General features: G+C 57.5%; 24 protein-coding genes. 13 read left to right on the top strand and 11 right to left on the bottom strand.

Features of this window, described 5'->3' with window-relative positions; translation table 11 throughout:
• Positions 1-216: 216 nt before the first annotated feature.
• Positions 217-867 (top strand): hypothetical protein, encoded by a 651-nt coding sequence (locus KGB21_RS20395; RefSeq protein ID WP_034149472.1) that lies wholly within the window; start codon positions 217-219, stop codon positions 865-867.
• A gap of 105 nt (positions 868-972) precedes the next feature.
• On the opposite strand, the gene KGB21_RS20390 is transcribed toward KGB21_RS20395, so the two are convergent.
• The 3 genes from KGB21_RS20390 to KGB21_RS20380 all read right to left on the bottom strand — a co-directional run bounded on the left by KGB21_RS20390 (position 973) and on the right by KGB21_RS20380 (position 4,624).
• The gene (locus tag KGB21_RS20390) at positions 973-2,499 is read right to left on the bottom strand and encodes a SulP family inorganic anion transporter (protein WP_034149473.1); all 1,527 of its coding nucleotides are present in this window, start codon (positions 2,497-2,499) and stop codon (positions 973-975) included.
• 92 nt (positions 2,500-2,591) lie between these two features.
• Positions 2,592-3,323, bottom strand: coding sequence for a carbonic anhydrase (locus KGB21_RS20385; RefSeq protein WP_034149474.1), 732 nt, complete (start codon positions 3,321-3,323; stop codon positions 2,592-2,594).
• Positions 3,324-3,565: 242 nt separating this feature from the next.
• Positions 3,566-4,624, bottom strand: a complete 1,059-nt coding sequence (locus tag KGB21_RS20380; protein ID WP_034149475.1) for a PA0069 family radical SAM protein — start codon at positions 4,622-4,624, stop codon at positions 3,566-3,568.
• Between the two features lie 198 nt (positions 4,625-4,822).
• Here KGB21_RS20380 and KGB21_RS20375 point away from each other — a divergent pair, with 198 nt between their 5' ends.
• The 3 genes from KGB21_RS20375 (at position 4,823) to KGB21_RS20365 (ending at position 6,549) form a co-directional block, all read left to right on the top strand.
• Positions 4,823-5,110, top strand: coding sequence for a hypothetical protein (locus KGB21_RS20375; RefSeq protein WP_034149476.1), 288 nt, complete (start codon positions 4,823-4,825; stop codon positions 5,108-5,110).
• 49 nt (positions 5,111-5,159) lie between these two features.
• Complete coding sequence (locus KGB21_RS20370; RefSeq protein WP_223506527.1) at positions 5,160-5,747, top strand: hypothetical protein; 588 nt, start codon at positions 5,160-5,162, stop codon at positions 5,745-5,747.
• Between the two features lie 157 nt (positions 5,748-5,904).
• Positions 5,905-6,549: a tyrosine-protein phosphatase gene (locus KGB21_RS20365; RefSeq protein WP_034149477.1), complete on the top strand. Its 645-nt coding sequence runs from the start codon at positions 5,905-5,907 to the stop codon at positions 6,547-6,549.
• A 45-nt stretch (positions 6,550-6,594) separates the two neighbouring features.
• On the opposite strand, the gene KGB21_RS20360 is transcribed toward KGB21_RS20365, so the two are convergent.
• Entirely contained in the window at positions 6,595-6,882 is a 288-nt protein-coding gene (locus tag KGB21_RS20360; RefSeq protein ID WP_034149478.1) for a YheV family putative zinc ribbon protein, read from the bottom strand.
• On the bottom strand, positions 6,879-8,957 hold the full coding sequence (gene prlC, locus KGB21_RS20355) for an oligopeptidase A (protein WP_223506526.1): 2,079 nt from the start codon (positions 8,955-8,957) through the stop codon (positions 6,879-6,881). Before prlC ends, KGB21_RS20360 begins: the two co-directional genes overlap by 4 nt.
• Before the next feature lie 62 nt (positions 8,958-9,019).
• On the opposite strand from prlC, the gene KGB21_RS20350 reads away from it, so the two are divergent.
• A complete protein-coding gene (locus KGB21_RS20350; RefSeq protein WP_223506525.1) occupies positions 9,020-9,565 on the top strand; it encodes a gamma carbonic anhydrase family protein in 546 nt (181 codons plus the stop codon).
• A 28-nt stretch (positions 9,566-9,593) separates the two neighbouring features.
• Positions 9,594-10,244, top strand: coding sequence for an HAD family hydrolase (locus tag KGB21_RS20345; RefSeq protein WP_034149480.1), 651 nt, complete (start codon positions 9,594-9,596; stop codon positions 10,242-10,244).
• 110 nt (positions 10,245-10,354) lie between these two features.
• Here the strand turns inward: KGB21_RS20345 and KGB21_RS20340 are convergent, their stop codons facing one another.
• Positions 10,355-11,446 carry an aminopeptidase gene (locus KGB21_RS20340; RefSeq protein ID WP_034149481.1) on the bottom strand — a complete coding sequence of 364 codons (1,092 nt, stop codon included), beginning with the start codon at positions 11,444-11,446 and terminating at the stop codon, positions 10,355-10,357.
• 59 nt (positions 11,447-11,505) lie between these two features.
• On the opposite strand from KGB21_RS20340, the gene KGB21_RS20335 reads away from it, so the two are divergent.
• Together KGB21_RS20335 and KGB21_RS20330 are read left to right on the top strand one after the other, a co-directional pair.
• The gene (locus KGB21_RS20335) at positions 11,506-11,928 is read left to right on the top strand and encodes a hypothetical protein (protein ID WP_223506524.1); all 423 of its coding nucleotides are present in this window, start codon (positions 11,506-11,508) and stop codon (positions 11,926-11,928) included.
• Between the two features lie 40 nt (positions 11,929-11,968).
• Positions 11,969-12,388, top strand: coding sequence for a lipoprotein (locus tag KGB21_RS20330; RefSeq protein ID WP_034149483.1), 420 nt, complete (start codon positions 11,969-11,971; stop codon positions 12,386-12,388).
• Between the two features lie 6 nt (positions 12,389-12,394).
• Here the strand turns inward: KGB21_RS20330 and KGB21_RS20325 are convergent, their stop codons facing one another.
• Both KGB21_RS20325 and KGB21_RS20320 read right to left on the bottom strand, forming a co-directional pair.
• Positions 12,395-12,628: a DUF1161 domain-containing protein gene (locus KGB21_RS20325; RefSeq protein WP_034149484.1), complete on the bottom strand. Its 234-nt coding sequence runs from the start codon at positions 12,626-12,628 to the stop codon at positions 12,395-12,397.
• Positions 12,629-12,721: 93 nt separating this feature from the next.
• Entirely contained in the window at positions 12,722-13,108 is a 387-nt protein-coding gene (locus KGB21_RS20320; RefSeq protein ID WP_223506523.1) for an OsmC family protein, read from the bottom strand.
• A 239-nt stretch (positions 13,109-13,347) separates the two neighbouring features.
• Between KGB21_RS20320 and KGB21_RS20315 the strand changes: the two genes are divergently transcribed.
• Positions 13,348-14,349, top strand: a complete 1,002-nt coding sequence (locus KGB21_RS20315; protein WP_034149486.1) for an LLM class flavin-dependent oxidoreductase — start codon at positions 13,348-13,350, stop codon at positions 14,347-14,349.
• 66 nt (positions 14,350-14,415) lie between these two features.
• On the opposite strand, the gene KGB21_RS20310 is transcribed toward KGB21_RS20315, so the two are convergent.
• Both KGB21_RS20310 and KGB21_RS20305 read right to left on the bottom strand, forming a co-directional pair.
• Positions 14,416-14,637 carry a DUF1161 domain-containing protein gene (locus tag KGB21_RS20310; protein ID WP_034149487.1) on the bottom strand — a complete coding sequence of 74 codons (222 nt, stop codon included), beginning with the start codon at positions 14,635-14,637 and terminating at the stop codon, positions 14,416-14,418.
• Positions 14,638-14,762: 125 nt separating this feature from the next.
• Positions 14,763-14,978 (bottom strand): dodecin, encoded by a 216-nt coding sequence (locus KGB21_RS20305; protein WP_008027736.1) that lies wholly within the window; start codon positions 14,976-14,978, stop codon positions 14,763-14,765.
• A gap of 156 nt (positions 14,979-15,134) precedes the next feature.
• Here KGB21_RS20305 and KGB21_RS20300 point away from each other — a divergent pair, with 156 nt between their 5' ends.
• Positions 15,135-15,461, top strand: a complete 327-nt coding sequence (locus KGB21_RS20300; RefSeq protein WP_034149488.1) for a YqjD family protein — start codon at positions 15,135-15,137, stop codon at positions 15,459-15,461.
• Here KGB21_RS20300 and KGB21_RS20295 read toward each other — a convergent pair.
• Complete coding sequence (locus KGB21_RS20295) at positions 15,458-16,351, bottom strand: LysR family transcriptional regulator (protein WP_034149489.1); 894 nt, start codon at positions 16,349-16,351, stop codon at positions 15,458-15,460. The genes KGB21_RS20300 and KGB21_RS20295 overlap by 4 nt on opposite strands.
• A gap of 112 nt (positions 16,352-16,463) precedes the next feature.
• Here KGB21_RS20295 and trpB point away from each other — a divergent pair, with 112 nt between their 5' ends.
• From trpB to KGB21_RS20280, 3 genes are all read left to right on the top strand, one after another.
• Complete coding sequence (gene trpB / locus KGB21_RS20290) at positions 16,464-17,684, top strand: tryptophan synthase subunit beta (protein ID WP_223506522.1); 1,221 nt, start codon at positions 16,464-16,466, stop codon at positions 17,682-17,684.
• Positions 17,684-18,496 carry a tryptophan synthase subunit alpha gene (gene trpA / locus KGB21_RS20285; protein ID WP_034149491.1) on the top strand — a complete coding sequence of 271 codons (813 nt, stop codon included), beginning with the start codon at positions 17,684-17,686 and terminating at the stop codon, positions 18,494-18,496. Before trpB ends, trpA begins: the two co-directional genes overlap by 1 nt.
• A gap of 119 nt (positions 18,497-18,615) precedes the next feature.
• Positions 18,616-19,059 carry an anti-virulence regulator CigR family protein gene (locus KGB21_RS20280; RefSeq protein WP_223506521.1) on the top strand — a complete coding sequence of 148 codons (444 nt, stop codon included), beginning with the start codon at positions 18,616-18,618 and terminating at the stop codon, positions 19,057-19,059.
• The last annotated feature ends 89 nt before the right edge of the window (positions 19,060-19,148 follow it).

The following is a 19,148-nucleotide window of genomic DNA, read 5'->3' as shown; positions in this document are numbered from 1 at the left end:
ACTCCCACCTCGCAATGTGAAGGCGTAAATCTACTGAAACAGCATTAACTTGCATTGCAGGTCACGAATGGAGAAGGATGCAGACGAGTGGTGGCGAATCGATATAACGTCGATGTCTCAAGGATGAAATAATTATGACAAATGCGTCTTAGCGTTTTTCGTAAGCCAGCTAAGTTATGTCTTTCCTATTTCATTGCCTTGTTTCCTGGAGTTTTCATGAACACCGCCGCATTGCGCGAGCAGATCCAAAAAGCCCAACAACACGAAGCCGAGACCGGCCTGCTGACGCGTCAGCTGGAAACCAAACTGCCTAATTTACACCCGGCGATCCAACTGCCGGAAGCGGATGCCAACGGCGTATTGACGCGTTTTGTCGCCGCCTACATCGACGAAGTTCCTGATCTGCTGGATGCAGCCAATGAAGTCGCCAGGGAAGCGGGCATTGAGTCACAGATCAAACCGGTACTGAAAATCGCCGAGCAATACTTCCTCCAGCCGCCTGCCATCATGGCCGGCCACGTCGGGCTCGACAGCCTGCTGGACGAGGCCTATCTGGCGCACCGGTTTGTCGAAGAGGTCAACGACCTGTACATCAAGCATTTCGGCCAGCCACTGATCCCCTTGGACATGACTGTCGCCAACCTGATCGCTCACCAATTGATCGGTGAGGAATTTGCCAACCAACTGGACGAGGCGGTGCATCACGCCATCGACGAGATGCTCAACGAAGAAAGCTTTGCGCTGGAGTCGGTCGAAGCCTACCGCGAGAAGCTGAGCAGCCCGGACACCGGCGCCGCGTGGAAACGCTGGCCGTGCATGTCCCGCCGCCTGGGCGTAGGCCTGGAGCTGGATCAGCCGGTGGCATAAGTCCAGATTTCTGTAGGAGCTGGCTTGCCGGCGATGAACGATGACGCGGTCTGTCAGATCAACCGCGTTATCGTTCATCGCCGGCAAGCCAGGCTCCTACAAGGCTTATCCTGTGGAACCTACTCCGGCGGTGGTCCTCACCCGCCCTTCAAGCCGACGCTTCAACCCCCGCGCTTCAATCAACAGCTTCGAACCCTTCGCTGCATTGGCCCGACCCCATTCCTCCAGCAATTCGAGACACGCGTGATCGATGTAGCTCAGATTATTGAGCGGCACATGCACCGTCGCGCCGGCAGGAATGCTGCCCAGTACCTGCGTCAACGCCGGCACTTTAAGGAACGTCGCTGCACCTACCAGACGCAACTCCATTTCGCCGTCCTGCGGCAGATCGATCAGGCTGATCTTCAAGCGCGAAGCTTTCCACGCCAGTTTGGCCAGGGTCAGGCCGAAGCCGATCAGCACACCGGTCAGCAAGTCAGTGAATATGATTGCCAGCGCCGTCGCGGCGTAGGTGAACATTGGCATCCGGCCGTAACGACCCAAACCGCGAAAGACCTTGAGGTCGACCAGTTTGAATCCCGTGTACACCAACACGCCGGCCAGGCTCGCCACCGGAATGCTTTGCAGCACGCTCGACAGCAACAACACGAACGCGAGCAGCCACAATCCGTGGAAAATCGTCGAGTACCGGGTGGTAGCACCGGCCTGCACGTTGGCCGAACTGCGCACGATTACGCCGGTCATTGGCAACGCGCCGAGCAGTCCGCAGAGCATATTGCCGACACCTTGGGCAGACAGTTCGCGATCGAAGTCCGAACGCTGGCCACTGTGCATGCGGTCTACTGCGGCGGCGGATAGCAGGGTTTCTGCACTGGCAATAAACGCCACTGCGAACGCTGCAATCAACAACGTGGGATCAGCCAGGTTCAGCAAATCCGCCGGTTTCAGCCAGTCGATGGCTTCAGCCAGGTTAGCCGGGACTTCCACCCGTTTAACTTGCAACGCCAAGGCCAGGCTGGCAACAGTGGCGAGGCCGACGCCAAGCAGTGCGCCGGGAACGAAACGCAGGGCATGGGGGCGGAATTTTTCCCACAGCCACATCACGGCGATCGTCCCCAGCCCAAGCAAACCGGCCTGCCAGCCTAAAGAAGGCAAGGCTTGAGCCACGGCGCTTGGGAACGCTGCGAGGTTATCCAGCCCTGAGGGTTTCGGCGCGGCGTCGAGCATCACGTGCACCTGGGACAGGATGATCAGCACGCCAATGCCGGCGAGCATGCCGTAAACGACGGCTGGCGCCGTCACCCGAAACCAGCAGCCCAGTTTCAACCGGCCGGCCACCAGTTGCAGAAACCCCGCCAGCAGCAGGATCGGCCCGAGCATGGCCACACCATGTACGCGCACCAGTTCGAACACCAGCACAGCCAGTCCCGCTGCGGGGCCGCTGACCTGCAGCGGCGAACCCGCCAACCAGCCCACTACCAAACCACCGATGATCCCGGTGATCAGGCCTTTTGCCGGGGGAAGCCCTGAAGCGATCGCGATGCCCATGCACAAGGGCAGGGCGACCAGAAACACAACCACGGAAGCCAATAACTCCCGTGGCAGAACAGCTTTGAGTTGCGCAGCACGCATAATGATTCTCCCGAAGTTTTCTTCAGGCATGGCAAAGCCAGGCTGCCTGATCGGCAGCCACGGCTAAACCACACGGGGATTTTTAGGAGTATTTAGAAGCGCGCTTTGGGCGTCGCCACCGGCATCGGCAGGCTGCCATTGAGCGGCAGGAAACAACCTTGGTCAGCGTCGTAGGCTTTGATTTCGCTGGTTTCGATGTTGTAGACCCAACCGTGGATAAACAACTGACCATTGGCCATGCGCGAGGCCACCGACGGGTGCGTGCGCAAATGCTGCAATTGGGCGATCACATTCTCTTCGGTGAGGATGTGCATGCTTTCGCTTTCGTTCGCGCAGTTGCAGTTGTCCTGAACCATGGTTTTCGCCACTTCGGCATGCCGAAGCCAGGCTTTGACCGTGGGCATTTTTTCCAGGCTTTGCGGGTTGAGCACTGCGCGCATCGCGCCACAGTCGGAATGCCCGCAAATGATGATGTGATGCACACCGAGAGCCAGCACGGCGTACTCGATGGCGGTGGACACACCACCGTTCATTTGCCCGTACGGCGGCACGACGTTGCCGACGTTGCGGGTGACGAACAAGTCGCCGGGGGCGCTTTGGGTGATTAACTCAGGAACGATGCGCGAATCGGCGCAGGCGATGAACATGGCTCGCGGCCGCTGGGCGGTGGCGAGTTTTTTGAAGAGTTCTTCCTGTTGCGGAAAGATCTCGTGATGAAAATGCAAAAAGCCGTCAACGATATGCTGCAGCGCTGCATCGGCGGTTTCCGCCTCGGGTTGGGCTGAAGCCGACGCAGCCAACGGCTGTTTATCCTTGTCACTCATGATTCATCCTCTTTGGCGGATTCAGGGAAGCTTTCCCGTTTGTCCGGTGTGAAGCCAGTGGCTGGTTAAAAAACATCCAGGTCAACGATCCCGACCCATCAGTCACTCGATGAACAAGGTAGCGGCCGAATCTTAACTCAAACTGAATCAATGCTCTAAAACGTGTGTTCCAGGTCACAAAAAAAGTGACCAGCCTAAATCCTGGGCGCGTTGCCCAATACTAAACCATAGGCCAATTGTCCTTAAATCAACGACATTTGGCGACCCGGCGGACAGAAGGCTTCGCAGTCCAGGTTGAAACTTTCCCGATGATTGAGCCCCAGACGCTTGATGGTTTTGGCAAAGCGCTGCGCCAACAGGTCTGCAAAAGGGCCTTCGCCGCGCATCCGTGCGCCAAATCGACTGTCGTAGAGCTCACCACCACGGCTCTGGCGAATCAGGCTCAGGACATGAGCAGCACGTTGCGGATAGTGAGCGGCCAGCCATTCCTCGAACAGCGGCGCCACTTCCAGCGGCAAGCGCAGCATCATATAAGCAGCGCTCTGCGCCCCGGCCGCCTGGGCCTCGGTGAGAAGGTTTTCGAGTTCGCTGTCGTTGATCATCGGAATCATCGGTGAACACAGTACCCCCACCGGAATCCCTGCCTCACGCATGACCCTGATCGCCCGCAGCCGAGCCTTCGGTGCTGCGGCGCGAGGTTCGAGGATGCGTTTGAGTTCGTCGTCAAGGGTGGTCAGGCTGATCATCACCGCCACCAGTCTTTGGCTGGCAAGCTCGGTCAACAGATCCAGGTCTCGAAGTATCAGCGAGCCCTTGGTGACGATGGTCACCGGATGACGGTAGCGCAGCAGCACTTCAAGGGTTTGGCGGGTGATCTTGTACTCGCGTTCGATCGGCTGATAAGGATCGGTGTTGGAACCGAGATTGATCGGCGCGCATTGATAGCCGCGTTTGGAAAGCTGTTGCTCCAGCACATCCGTGGCGTTGGTCTTGGCGATCAATCGGGTTTCGAAATCCAGCCCCGGTGACATGTCCCAATAGGCGTGGCTGGGTCGCGCGTAGCAGTAGATGCAACCGTGCTCGCAACCTCGATAGGGATTGATCGAGCGATCAAAGGGCAGGTCCGGCGAGGTGTTGCGGGTAATGATGGTTTTCGCCGTCTCGATGCGCACCTCGGTGCCTTGAGTCATCGGCACTTCCTGATACCAGCCGTCATCCTCGGTCACCGAGCGATTGGGGGCGAAGCGGTTGTGCGGGTTGGTCGCGGTGCCGCGACCACGAGGGGGTAAGGGCGTTTGCATGGAAGAGTCCTTATGCTGTATGTGCATACAGTATCGCGGGATCTGTCGGCATGCCACTGCCGTTCGGCACCTTTTTACTTTTATATGTTCAACAGGCAATTAACAGAAACATATAAGGGCTGGTTTACATGTTAGGAATATAGGTATTGTTTTCTCGTAGTTAACATAATCGCGAATATCAATGAAAAGGATTTTACAATGTCGTATTTTAATCGTCGTGGCATCTTTCTTCAAAAGCTTGGCCCTACCGTCGTTGATCCCAATGAAGTATTGGTTTCGATGCAATTCGCTCTGAAAGAGTCAGGTCAGGATGAAGGTGACAAGTTGTTGGACTCCAGTATCTACATTGCGTCGTCTTACGATGGTGGAAAAACTTTCAGTATTAGCAAGGCGAAAGATGTAGATGGTGATGGCGACATCGATAATGAAGACAAGGCCAGAATGCTGGCGCTGGCCAAGGCCTATGCGAGTATCGTCAATCCATAACGGATTTTCCGGTTAAACGCAGCAGGGATGGTAGCCAGGGATAATTATCATGTGGGAGCCCCGTAGAAAAGGCGTTTATCTTCAGCGAGTAGAAACCAATGAAAGTAATAAAATAATTATTAAATTGGTAAGAGCACAAACTGAAGATGCGGATGATCTGAAATGGTCTGATCGCTTTGACAAAGTTACAGTCATGGTCTTGCGCATAAACACCGGTGGTGCCGAAGAGTACAGGCTCGATTTCGACCCGTGGTCGAACATAAATGTCATTCCGGACGGAAGCATTGATGAAAAAGATATCAGTGCAATCACTGAGCTGGGCTTTGCATTTTACCGTCAGTCAGTCATAAACCCGGAGTATGGAGTTTTTCTTTCTCGAAATTACCTCGATCTTGTAGAGGTATTTGATCCTGCAAAACCTGTTCAACCTGTCGGGCCTTTGAGACACGTGGTTCGAATTGAAGTGCTTGATCTGGCGGATAGTGAGAAGCCAGAACTTGACTCTTCCTTTAACGCTGAATCTTTTGATGAAGGGGCGAGTTTTTCAGTCAGTAAAAATTATTCTTATACCTACAATTTCGAAGAAACGCCCGGTCTGGTAGACCTGGTCAAAGCCTTCTTCAAGCTGAAATTGTAAGCCCGCGTCGCCTGAAGTCTGCCGGGTTCCCTGACGATTCTGTCCCGTGAGCCCGGCAGCGTTTCACATTTCATTCACGCCTGCCTGACAGGCCTTTGACCGTTCAGGGCTGAAGCTGGCGCCAACATCCAGCTCCTTCCCCAATGGTCAACCGAGCATGTCCCTACCGCGCTTTATCACTACGATGTGCCTGTCGCTGGTCGCATTGATCACCCTGACACCTGCCTTTGCCGACGACACTGCGCCGTCCCGTCCGGCAGAGTGGGCGCAACCGGTCGAGGTGCAATACAACCTGTTTCAAATGACGCCGACGCTATATCGCAGTGCACTGCCTGACAGTGGAGCAGTATCGCTACTGGAAAAACTCAAGGTCGGCACCGTGATCAGCTTTCTGCCGGAATCAGACTCAAGCTGGCTGTCGATACCCGGAATCGCTCTGGTGCAACTGCCCTATCGCACCAACCATGTGGATGACGCCGACATACTCAAAGCCCTGCGTGCCATTCAATCCGCCGAAGCCAACGGCCCGGTGCTGATGCATTGCAAACACGGGTCCGACCGAACCGGTCTGATCGCGGCGATGTACCGGGTGATTGTGCAGGGTTGGAGCAAGGAAGATGCGCTGAGTGAAATGACTGAGGGTGGCTTTGGTGACAGCACGCATTTCCGGGACGGTGTCCGTTACATGATGCAGGCTGACATCGACAAGCTGCGTACTGCATTGGCTAACGGCGATTGCAGCACGAGCCCGTTCGCGGCGTGTTCAATGAAGAATTGGTTCAAATCGGCGCATGTGGATTAGCAAAGCCTCCCACCGCATTGCGCGGTGGGAGGCAATTTTCGCTACTCAGTGCTGCTCGTCAGGCTTTTTCTTCAGCTTCGGGTTGGGGAAAAACTGCACGGCCTGAACCTTGGCGTCTGGCACCTTCAGTGCGGCAGTGTTGACCCGGGTGCCCAATTCCTTAGGCACTGACAGACCTTGTTCATTCAATGTGTCGGAATAACCGCAGGCCACACACTCGCGGTGCGGCACGTCGTCTTCGCTCCACATCATCAACTTGTCCGGCTCGCTGCATGCCGGGCAAACCGCGCCGGCAATAAAGCGTCGTTTGGTAATCACGGGACCCTCACTCATGCTGCTGCGTCCTCACTCAGGCCGCTGTGGCGCAAGAGTGCGTCAATCGACGGCTCACGGCCACGGAAGTCGACGAACAGCACCATTGGCTCCTGGGAACCGCCGCGTGCCAGGATCGCTTCGCGGAACGCGCGACCGGTGTCGGCATTGAGCACGCCTTCTTCTTCGAATTTCGAGAAGGCGTCCGCCGACAATACTTCTGCCCACTTGTAGCTGTAGTAACCAGCCGCGTAACCGCCGGCGAAGATGTGGGCGAAGCTGTTAGGGAAACGGTTGTAGGCCGGTGGACGCATGACCGAAACCTCGTCACGCACACCTTCAAGCACCTGCAGCACACTGCGACCGTCGCCGTGGGTGGCGTGCAGTTCGAAGTCGAACAGCGAGAACTCCAGTTGGCGGACCATCATCAGGCCGGACTGGAAGTTTTTCGCCGCGAGCATTTTGCCCAGCAGGTCCTGAGGCAGAGGCTCGCCGGTTTCATAGTGACCGGAAATCAGCGCCAGGCCTTCCGGCTCCCAGCACCAGTTTTCCATGAACTGACTCGGCAGCTCGACCGCATCCCAGGCCACGCCGTTGATACCGGATACGCCAGCATGTTCGACGCGGGTCAGCAGGTGATGCAGGCCATGACCGAACTCGTGGAACAACGTGGTGACTTCATCGTGGGTCAGCAGCGCAGGCTTGCCGCTGTCGGCCGGGGTGAAGTTGCAGACCAGGTTGGCCACCGGGCTTTGCAGCACGCCATCGGCGGTGCGGCGACGGTCGCGAGCGCCGTCCATCCAGGCACCGCCACGCTTGTTGGCGCGGGCATAAAGGTCGAAGAAGAAGCGTCCGACGTGCTGGCCGTTTTCCTTGATCTCGAACAGGCGGACATCCGGGTGCCAGGTGTCGAAACCTTTCTGCTCGGTGATCTCGATGCCGTACAGGCGTTGCACGATGGCAAACAGGCCGCTCAGCACTTTATCGATAGGGAAGTAGGCGCGAAGGGCTTCTTGGGCAACGCTGTAACGCTGCTCGCGAAGTTTCTCGCCATAGAAACCGCTGTCCCAGCTTTGCAGGTCCGGGCAGCCTTGTTCGGCGGCGTAAGCCTTGAGCTGTTGCAGATCCTGGGCTGCGAACGGCTTGCTGCGCTTGGCCAGATCGCGCAGGAAACTCAGCACCTGATCACTGGATTCGGCCATTTTTGTGGCCAGGCTCAGCTCCGAGAAACTGGCGAAGCCCAGCAGTTTTGCCAGCTCCTGACGCAGGTCGAGGATTTCTTCCATGACCGGGCCGTTATCGTTCTGACCGGCATTCGGGCCTTGGTCCGACGCACGGGTGCAGTAGGCGGCGTAGACTTCTTCGCGCAGGGCGCGGTCGTGGGCGTAGGTCATCACCGCGTAGTAGCTCGGGAATTCCAGAGTGATCAACCAGCCTTCGAGGTCTTTTGCCTGCGCAGCGGCGGCCATTTGCGCCTTGGCCGAATCGGTCAGGCCGGCGAGGGCTGCTTCATCGGTAATGTGCTTGGTCCAGGCTTGAGTGGCGTCGAGCAATTGATTGGAGAAGCGGCTGCCGAGCTCGGACAGTTTGCTCTGCACTTCGGCGTAGCGCTTTTGCTCGGCTTCCGGCAGGTCGATACCCGACAGACGGAAGTCACGCAGGGAGTGTTCCAGGATAGTTTTTTGCGCCACGTCGAAACCGGCGGCTTCCGGGCTGTTGGCCAGCGCTTCGAAGGCCTGGAACAGTTCGCGGTTCTGGCCCATTTCGGTGGAATAGGCGCTCAAGGCTGGCAGGCACGACTCGTAGGCTTCACGCAGTTGAGCGCTGTTGCATACGGCGTTCAAATGGCTGACCGGACTCCAGGCAGCGCCGAGGCGGTCGTTGAGTTCGTCCATCGCCAACACCAGACCGGCCCACGTCGGCTGTTTGCCCTGGGTCTTGAGGATCTCGATAATGGCGGCGCGGTTGTCAGTCAGGATCTGTTCAATGGCCGGTTGCACATGCTCGGCACGGATCGCGGAGAACGGCGGCAGGTCGTAGGACTGCAAAAGAGGGTTGTTCACGCTCACGGTTGGCACCTTGGCTGGAAGAAACATGCGGCCATCTTAATTACAATCGACGTTCACCGCAGCTATCAGCAACAGAGAGAAACCCTATCGTGAACCTTCGCAAGTATCAGAACCACACGCCGCTGCTCGGCAAAGGCGCTTTTGTCGACCGTTCGGCGGTGGTGATCGGTGACGTCGAGATCGGCGAGGACAGCTCAGTGTGGCCGCTGACGGTGATCCGCGGCGACATGCACCGTATCCGCATTGGTGCGCGCACCAGCGTGCAGGATGGCTGTGTTTTGCACATCACCCATGCCGGGCCGTTCAACCCCGAGGGTTTCCCGTTGCTGATCGGCGATGACGTAACCATCGCTCACAAAGTCATGCTGCACGGCTGTTCCGTGGGTAGCCGGGTGCTGATCGGCATGGGCAGTATCGTCATGGACGGCGCCGTGGTTGCGGATGATGTGATTATCGGTGCCGGTAGTCTGGTGCCTCCCGGTAAACGCCTGGAAAGCGGCTTTCTTTATGTGGGCAGCCCGGTGAAACAGATTCGGCCGCTGACGGACAAGGAACAAGCCTTCTACACCTACAGCGCGGCGAACTACGTGAAGCTCAAGGATCTGCATTTGGCCGAAGGCTACGACCAGATCTGAAGCGTCCCACTATTGCCCAGGATTTTTCATGCATTACCAAACCGTTTTGTTCGACCTTGATGGCACCCTGACCGACCCGCGCGAAGGCATTACGCGTTCGATTCAGTTTGCCTTGAGCAAACTGGGCATCGATGAGCCCGACCTGACCAAACTCGAGCATTTCATCGGTCCACCGTTGTTGCAGGCATTCATGCAGTTCTACGACTTTGACGAGCCGAAGGCCTGGGAGGCGGTGAATTTCTATCGCGAACGCTTCAAAGTCACCGGGTTGTACGAAAACCGCGTATTCGACGGCGTTACACCGCTATTGGAAACACTTGGCGGACAAGGACGACAGCTGTACATCGCGACTTCCAAGCCCTGGGTCTTCGCTCGGGAGATCGCCCGTCATTTCGACTTTGCCAAGCACTTCAAAGTGATTTACGGCAGCGAACTCGACGGCACACGGACCAATAAAGTCGAACTGATCGCTCATTTGATCGCCGAGGAAGGACTGGATCCGACCAACACCCTGATGATCGGCGACCGCAAGCACGACCTGATCGGTGCGCGCAGCAATGGGCTGGATGCGGCGGCAGTCGGCTACGGTTTTGGCAGCCGGGAAGAGTTGAGCGCTGAAGCGCCGGCGTATCACTTTGAAACGCTGGATGAGATGCATCAGGCGTTTTTGCAGGGCTGATCAGTACGCCATCGCGGGCAAGCCCGCTCCCACAGAGTCCGTGTCAGCCAGACCTTTTTGGATAAATACCCAACTCCTGTGGGAGCGGGCTTGCCCGCGATGAGGACCTATCAGCCACTGATGTTCTTTGATTCTGACAACACTTTTAGCGCCACCTTGCGCTCATCTACGGGCAATACCCCCAGCTTCTGCGCAGCCGCATAAAACTTCACCCAATCGCGACCCTCCTTCTGGAACAGCGCCGCAAACGCCGGCACCCACTGGTCGTACAGCCCAAACGGCAGCAACCGCGCATTGTTCATCGGCGCATTGATCCAAGCGTCATAACGTTTGTCCCCCGCCCATTGGCTGTCGCGCAACAGTCGGTATTCACCGCGCAATCGCTCGAACTCAGCAGCTTTGCGTTGACGCATTTGCTCAGCCGGCAATGGCTGGGCGTAGAGTTTTTCAAGGCGGGTTCGGCTGTCGAGAACCAGCTGAATGAACTGATCCCGTCGTTGCGCTTCGGCACCGTTGTCCGGAGGCAAGCTGCGGAACGCACGCCACTGACGGGTGCCTTCCTGCTCAACGAAGGTGGCGAATGACTCGTTGAACTCGGTGTCGTCCTTCACATACACACGCTGATGCGCCAGTTCGTGAAAGATCAGCGTGGCCAGCCGCTCATCGCCCCAACCCATCATCGAATTCATGATCGGGTCATTGAACCAGCCCAGCGTTGAATACGCCTCGACACCGCCGATCGACACGTCCATGCCTTGCAGACGTTGCAGCGCCGCCTCACCGCGGGCCGCGCTCTGGCTGTAATAACCGCGATAGGCCACGCAACCGGCGATGGGGAAGCAATGGTTCTGTGGCTTCAGGGAAAATTCCGGCGTGACGAACACGTTCCAGACGACGAAAGGCCGGCCGATGTCGGCGTACAAGCGGTAGCTTTGATTGTCCGGCAGGTGCAGTTGTTGGCTGGCGAATGTCCGGGCTTTTTGCGATTGGGCCAGGTGCGCTCGCAGCTTTTGATCGCGTTGAGGGTCGGCGATAACGCTGGATACCGGCTCCCGAGCCCGCAGCAATTGCAGCTGACCACTGGCCAGCTGACTGTAATAGCTGACGCTGGAACAACCGTTGAGCAACAAAAACAACACACCCGGAAACAAAACGCGCAAAACGCGATCAAGTAACCCAAGGCTTGGACGCGGCCTGATCAAAATAAAAAATTCCTGGGGAGTCTGCTCGCAAGACTATCCCGCTTGACTGGAGCTCCGCTATGCGCAAGTTGATGCTGACGGGAGGCCTGCTGATGCTGGCCGGTTGTGCTGGATTCGGAATCCCCCACCATGATCCGTCGCAAGCCTGGATCGATCTGGATTCGAAGCAGGAAGACTCGGCCCTGCAAGCCTTGGAGGTGGATAATAAGGCTGCCACCGATAAGCGCTATTTCGAGGTTCAGCCGGGCAGTCATGAACTGACGGTTCGCTACCAATTCCCGGTCCAGCCCACCAACATTGGCCCTGATGCCGAACCGCTATGGCGTGATTGCCAGATGAATGTGAAATTCAGTGACTTCAACGCCGGTGAGCGCTATCAACTTCAAGCAGGCAATATCGGCTTTCGCCCGTGGGCCAAGCTTTACAACCAGCAGCGAAAAGTAATTGGCCAAGGAACCCCGGCGGGCTGTCAACGCACCTGATTGGCGCTATCCTGAATGTTCAATAGTCAGGACATTCATCATGCGCAAGTTGATGCTGTTGCTCGCTGCAAGCGTGGTGACTGGCTGTGCGAGTCCATTGCCGGCGGTCAATCCGCAGATGGCCTGGGTAGACTTTTCGACACCCTTCCCCAATGACAAAATGTTGATGGCCGAGAGGCTGGACAACCAGCGATTGCGCGACGGGCGTTATTTCCAGGTGACTCCGGGTAGACACGAACTGACCGTGCGCTTCGATTTTGAAGTGCCGGGCGGGGGCTCGGACTTGTTCGGCGGGACTACTGAACGGCTGTGCTACATGATCATCAAGTACGATCATTTCGAAGCCGGTCAGCGTTATCTGCTGCAAGCCCGTTCCATGGCGTTCACCCCCGAAGCGCGCCTTTACAACGCCAAACGTCAAATCGTTGCCGAAGAAAGCCAGATCAACTGTGTGCCGTAAGGCCCATCAGCGGTCGTTCTTCTGGTAAATGATTTTCTTGGTGCCGTTTTCGCAAGAGCCCACGACCATATTCTGATCGTGCACTTCGTCATTAGTGACGATTTCCAGGGTGTAGGACGTAACCCCGCGCGCCTGGATCTTCGCTTCGATTTCGGCCTTGAGTTCTTCACAGGGTTTCGGTGCCGCCAGGGCCGAAGTGGCCAGTGCGCAACAGATAACCGCCAAGGCAAAACGTTTCATGGTTGAAGCTCCCTTGAGGCAGCGTGCAGGATTCTGCATTTCGGCTGCTGTCATTTATTCGACCACAAATTGATTGGGCAAATCTGTCGTATATCAAAAAAGATCGCAGCCTTCTTTGGCCTTGTTGCTCAGCTCCTCGAATTGCGCCTGGCTGGCGCCGGGAATTTTCGCCTTGAGAATCAATTTCACCGCCGTGATCGCAAAACCCCCTTCGACCTGGTCGAGGGTCACTTCGGCATTGGTATCGATGCTGTCAGCTTTAAGGCCGGCATCGCCGAGAATCATGGAAAACGCCATGGAAAAACAACCGGCATGGGCCGCGCCGATCAGCTCTTCCGGATTGGTGCCTTTGCCGCCTTCGAAACGCGCCTTGAAGCCGTAGGGTGCTTCTCTGAGTACGCCGGTTTCCGTGGAAATCGAGCCGATGCCGGTTTTCAGGTCACCTTCCCAATGAGCCGATGCTTTCTTGATGATAGCCATGCCTGTCTCCTCAAAATCCGGCGCGAGCGTCGCGCCTGTGTGGTTTTCGCTTGCTAGGGTTCTGAGGATAGACGGTGGCGCAAAGTTCACCTGATCTGATCGGTCCGGTAATTTCGTAGGAATTTTCCCTGTGCTATTGAAACTCGGGTATATGCCCTCATTGCATGAAACACGCTTTTAGATTCGGCAGGTTTTCGTTCGCGAGAAAAACCTGCGCCCTCAATTGGAGAAGCAGGTTTATGAAACGACTGTCCGATATCAAGTTTTCGACCCTCGATCTTGTCCCTGTGCGGGAAAACGGCAGCCCGGCCCAGTCGCTGCGCAACTCGCTGGACCTGGCGCAGCATGTCGAGAAATTCGGCTACAACCGCTTTTGGGTCGCTGAACACCACAACATGGATGGCATTGCCAGTTCCGCGACTTCAGTGCTGCTCGGCTACCTGGCTGGCGGCACGTCGACCATTCGTGTCGGTTCTGGCGGGGTGATGTTGCCCAACCACGCGCCCCTGGTGATCGCCGAGCAGTTCGGCACCCTTGAAAGCCTTTATCCCGGGCGCATCGACCTGGGCCTGGGACGTGCGCCCGGTTCCGACCAGATGACCGCCCGTGCGTTGCGTCGCGAACGCTCCGGCAGCGCCGATGATTTCCCGGAAGATGTGGCGGAACTCGTGCGTTATCTAGGCCCGCGCACTCCTGATCAGCGCGTTATTGCGATGCCGGGTACGGGGACCAATGTTCCAATCTGGCTGCTGGGCTCAAGCCTGTTCAGTGCGCAATTGGCCGGTGAGCGTGGTTTGCCCTACGCCTTTGCATCACATTTCGCACCACGCTTCATGCATGAGGCGATTCGCGTCTACCGCAATCACTTCAAGCCTTCAGCCGTGCTGGACAAGCCTTACGTCATGCTCGGCGTACCGCTGGTGGCGGCCGATACTGACGAACAGGCCGACTATCTGGCGACCTCGGTATTCCAGCGAATTCTCGCCTTGATGCGAGGACAGAGTCTGGTGCAACGCCCACCGGTGAAAACCATGGACGGACTATGGCTGCCCCATGAGAAGGAAGCTGTCAGTGATTTCCTTGGTTTGGCGATGATCGGCAGCCCGCAGAAAATCCGCGCCCGACTGGAAGTGCTGATCGAACAGACCCAGGCTGATGAGCTGATTTTTACTTGCGACCTGTACGAACATTCGGATCGTGTGCATTCCTACGAGTTGCTGGCGCAGGTCATGAAAGGCTGACGTCGAAACCTGACCCATAAAAAGCCGACAACGGGTGTCGGCTTTTTTATGAAAACTGGAATCAGCCTAGCGCTTGTAGACGATTTCCTTGGAGCCCTTCTCACAGGTGCCGACGACTTTCCCGCCGGCAGCGGTGCCTTTGTCGACAATTTCCAGCGAATAGCCTGCAACGCCCTTGGCATCAAGCTTCGCTGCGATCTCGGCTTTCAGCTCTTCACACGATTTGCCATCCGCTAAGGCGGCGCCCGCAAGGCTCAACAAACCTACCGCCAAAATAAACTTCTTCATCGGTCGCATTCTCTGGTCGGATCAATAGGGTGGGCATCCAGCAATCGACCGGATGCACTCAGGTAGCGCTTTGCCATTCCCTATGGCACTCGGCCAGCGCGCAAGTTCAGAAGATGATCTTGAACTCAGCTGCTGGCAATCCGGAACCCTACCTTGAGCGTCACCTGGAAATGCGCAGCCTTGCCGTCCTTGATGTGCCCGCGGGTTTCGGTCACTTCAAACCATTCCATGTACTTTAGACTTTTGCTGGCTTCGGCCAGCGCGTTGTTGATCGCGTCTTCGATACTGCTGGTGGACGAGCCAACCAATTCGACTTTCTTGTAGGTGTGGTGGTCAGTCATGGCTTTCTCCTAGGGTGTGAAATACAGACTAGCAGTGATTTTCCTTCTTACTTCTGTCGGTCGGTCCGACATGGAAGTTCACATTTTCTGCACTTTCTCGAACCCCTGAAGTCCCAACCAACACACGCCACTCATCAACAATGCAGGAGAGCCACCATGGCCAACAGCTCGTTACGTAAAGCCTCATTGCAAAGCATGGAAGCGGAAATCGAGAGTCTGCTCAAATCCTTGGAAAACCTGAAGGACGACGCCTCGGACGAGTCGCGTAAAACCCTCAAGGTGTTGAAAGGCAATGCCGAGAACGCGTTGAAACATTCGCGTCATCTGCTCAGCGATGCCTATGAAGAGGTCAAGGTCAAAACCCGTGAAACCGGGATTGCCACGCGGGACTACGCCCAGGAGCACCCTTGGACTACAGCGGGTGTCGCCGTGGGGGCGTTGGGTTTGCTGGCAGCCTATTTACTGTGCAAACGCGGTGATTAATCCGTCTGGCGCAGCTCGTTTTTAAGCCAATGCGCCAGTTGCCGTGCGCGCCCGTCTGCGGCGCGCTTGGGTAGCCATAACGCCAGTTGCGCCGGGGTTTCACTGAAGCCCCACGGCGCAACCAGGCGACCCGCCTTCAAGTCCTCGATCACCAGCGGCTCCGGGGCAATCGCCACGCCCAGCCCGGCCACGGCCGCTTCCAGCAAATAATACAAATGTTCGAAACCTTGACCGAACTTCAGCGCCCCGGCATTTAGGCCGCTTTGCTGTGCCCAAACAGGCCAGGCTTGCGGACGGGAGGTGGTGTGCAGCACCGACTCATTCAAAAGGGCCCCGGCGGGTGCGGCTTTTAATCTTTCATAGCCGGCGAATCGTGGACTCATCACCGGGCCGATACGCTCGCTCGCCAATTCGAACACCTGCATGTCCGCCGGCCACGGTGGCTCGGCGAATACCAGCAAGGCATCCAGACCTGGACGGCGCGGATCGAGATCGCCTTCGCCCGCCGATAGATGCAGGCGCAGATCAGGCAAATCGGCATTCAGCCGCCCCAGGCGCGGAATGAACCAGCGTGCCAGCAGACTGCCCGAGCAGCCGAGGACGAATGGCGCATCGGCGGTGCTTTGTGTGAGTTCTGCGCAGACCGTACGCAAGCGCTCGAAGGCTTCAGCGCTGGCATCGCGCAAGCGTATACCGGCATCTGTGAGTTTCAGGCCGCGACCCTCTTTGACGAACAGGCTCACGCCAAGATGCTCCTCAAGCACCTTCAATTGCCGGCTGACCGCACCGTGAGTAACGTGCAGCTGTTCGGCAGCCTGACTGACGCTGTTCAAGCGAGCCGTGGCTTCAAAGGCACGGAGGGCGTTCAGCGGTGGGAGGTCGTGGCTCATGATATCTGTGAGTTTTCCTGACAGGTTGCAGCGATCTTATCGGTTTTCAGTCCGGGGCGTCAGGGGTAGAGTGGACCCCAATATCACTTCACGCACTCAACTGGAGCGCCAAATGACCCAGACTAATCTGCGTAACGGCCCTGACGCCAACGGCCTGTTTGGCGCGTTCGGCGGCCGTTATGTCGCCGAAACCCTGATGCCGTTGATCCTCGATCTGGCCCGTGAGTACGAAGCGGCCAAGGAAGATCCTGCATTCAAAGAAGAATTGGCCTACTTCCAGCGCGACTATGTCGGCCGTCCGAGCCCGCTCTATTTCGCTGAGCGTCTGACCGAGTTCTGCGGCGGCGCGAAGATTTACCTCAAGCGTGAAGAGCTGAACCACACCGGCGCGCACAAGATCAACAACTGTATCGGTCAGATCCTGCTGGCGCGGCGCATGGGCAAGAAGCGCATCATTGCCGAGACCGGCGCCGGCATGCACGGCGTGGCAACCGCCACCGTTGCAGCGCGTTTCGGTCTGGACTGCGTGATCTACATGGGCACCACTGACATCGAACGTCAGCAGGCCAACGTGTTCCGCATGAAGTTGCTGGGCGCCGAAGTGATCCCGGTCGTGGCTGGCACCGGCACTTTGAAAGATGCGATGAACGAAGCCCTGCGCGACTGGGTGACCAACGTCGACAGCACCTTCTACCTGATCGGCACCGTGGCCGGCCCGCACCCTTATCCGGCGATGGTTCGCGACTTCCAGGCCGTGATCGGCAAGGAAACCCGTGACCAGCTGCAAGCCCAGGAAGGCCGCCTGCCGGACAGCCTGGTGGCGTGCATCGGCGGCGGCTCCAACGCCATGGGCATGTTCCATCCATTCCTCGACGACAAGAGCGTCGAGATCATCGGCGTTGAAGCGGCCGGCTACGGCATCGAAACCGGCAAGCACGCGGCCAGCCTGAACGGCGGCGTACCCGGTGTGCTGCACGGCAACCGTACCTTCCTGTTGCAGGACGACGATGGCCAGATCATCGACGCCCATTCGATTTCCGCTGGCCTGGACTACCCGGGCATCGGCCCGGAACACGCCTGGTTGCATGACATCGGCCGCGTTCAGTACACCTCGGTGACCGACGACGAAGCCCTCGCGGCGTTCCACCAATGCTGCCGACTGGAAGGGATCATTCCTGCACTGGAAAGCGCCCATGCCCTGGCCGAAGTGTTCAAACGCGCGCCGACCCTGCCGAAAGATCACCTGATGGTGGTCAACCTGTCCGGCCGTGGCGACAAAGACATGCAAACCGTGATGCACCACATGGAACAATCTAAGCAGGAGAAACACTGATGAGCCGCCTGCAAACACGTTTTGCCGAACTCAAGGAACAGAATCGCGCCGCCCTGGTGACCTTCGTCACTGCTGGCGATCCGGGTTATGACACGTCCTTGGCAATCCTCAAAGGCTTGCCGGCGGCGGGTGCCGACGTGATCGAACTGGGCATGCCCTTCACCGATCCGATGGCGGACGGCCCGGCGATCCAACTGGCCAATATTCGTGCGTTGGAGGCCAAGCAGAACCTGGCGAAAACCCTCCAAATGGTTCGCGAGTTCCGCAAGGACAACAACGAAACACCGCTGGTACTGATGGGCTACTTCAACCCGATCCACAAGTACGGCGTGCCGCGCTTCATTGCCGAAGCCAAAGAGGCGGGTGTTGACGGACTGATCGTGGTGGACCTGCCGCCAGAGCATAACGGCGAACTGTGCGACCCGGCCCAGGCTGCCGGTCTGGACTTCATCCGCCTGACCACCCCGACCACCGATGACGTGCGCCTGCCAACCGTTTTAAACGGCAGCTCCGGGTTTGTGTATTACGTGTCGGTGGCCGGTGTGACCGGTGCCGGCGCGGCCACTCTGGAACACGTCGAAGAGGCGGTTGCGCGTCTGCGTCGTCATACCGATCTGCCGATCAGCATCGGTTTCGGCATTCGTACACCAGAGCAAGCAGCCGCCATTGCGCGTCTGGCCGATGGTGTGGTGGTGGGTTCGGCGTTGATCGATCACATCGCCAATGCCACCACGCCGGACCAGGCCATCGATGGTGTGCTGAGCCTATGCTCGGCGTTGTCCGAAGGCGTGCGTAAGGCCCGCGTCAGCTAAAGGTAAAGTTCCTGATACAGAGGAATTAGAGCCTTCCGACACAGACTAATCAGCAAGACCGAGGGTTTCAGGACTACGTTCTGAAGCCCTTTTTGTTGTGTGTAGTGAGGAAAGACCCAATGAAAATGCCGAAACGTCTGATTGCCAGCCTCGGTGTGCTGATGCTCAGTGCGACCCCGTTGCTGCACGCCAGCGCCGACCAACGCGACGATCACGACCACGGCGGCCCGCAGCAGGGCCATTACGAAAACCACGGCGATGATCACCGTGGCGGGCAGGACAATCGCCGTGGCGGGCCACCGCCCCGAGACTTCGGCCCGGTGCGCCAGACTATTCACGACAACCACGACTATTTCGTCCGTGGTGCGCCGCCACCTCCGGGTGTCCATCTGGTGCGTGGCCAGCCTTTGCCTCATGGCTATTACGGCGAACGCCTGGATAACCGGGCGTTGGGGCGTCTGCCGTATTACCCGGGTTACGAATGGCGCCGCGCGGGCGCGGATGTTGTGTTAATTGCGGTGGGAACAGGGATTGTTTATGAGGTGTTGCAGGGGGTTCTGTAGCGCTTAAAAAGATCGCAACCTTCGGCAGCTCCTACAGGGAACGCTTTTTCATGTAGGCGCTGCCGAAGGCTGCGATCTTTGCTTTTATA

The sequence above is a fragment of the Pseudomonas sp. GL-RE-29 genome (assembly GCF_019947275.1).
GTDB lineage: Bacteria > Pseudomonadota > Gammaproteobacteria > Pseudomonadales > Pseudomonadaceae > Aquipseudomonas > Aquipseudomonas fluorescens_A.
This window is presented reverse-complemented; position numbering and strand designations above follow the sequence as displayed.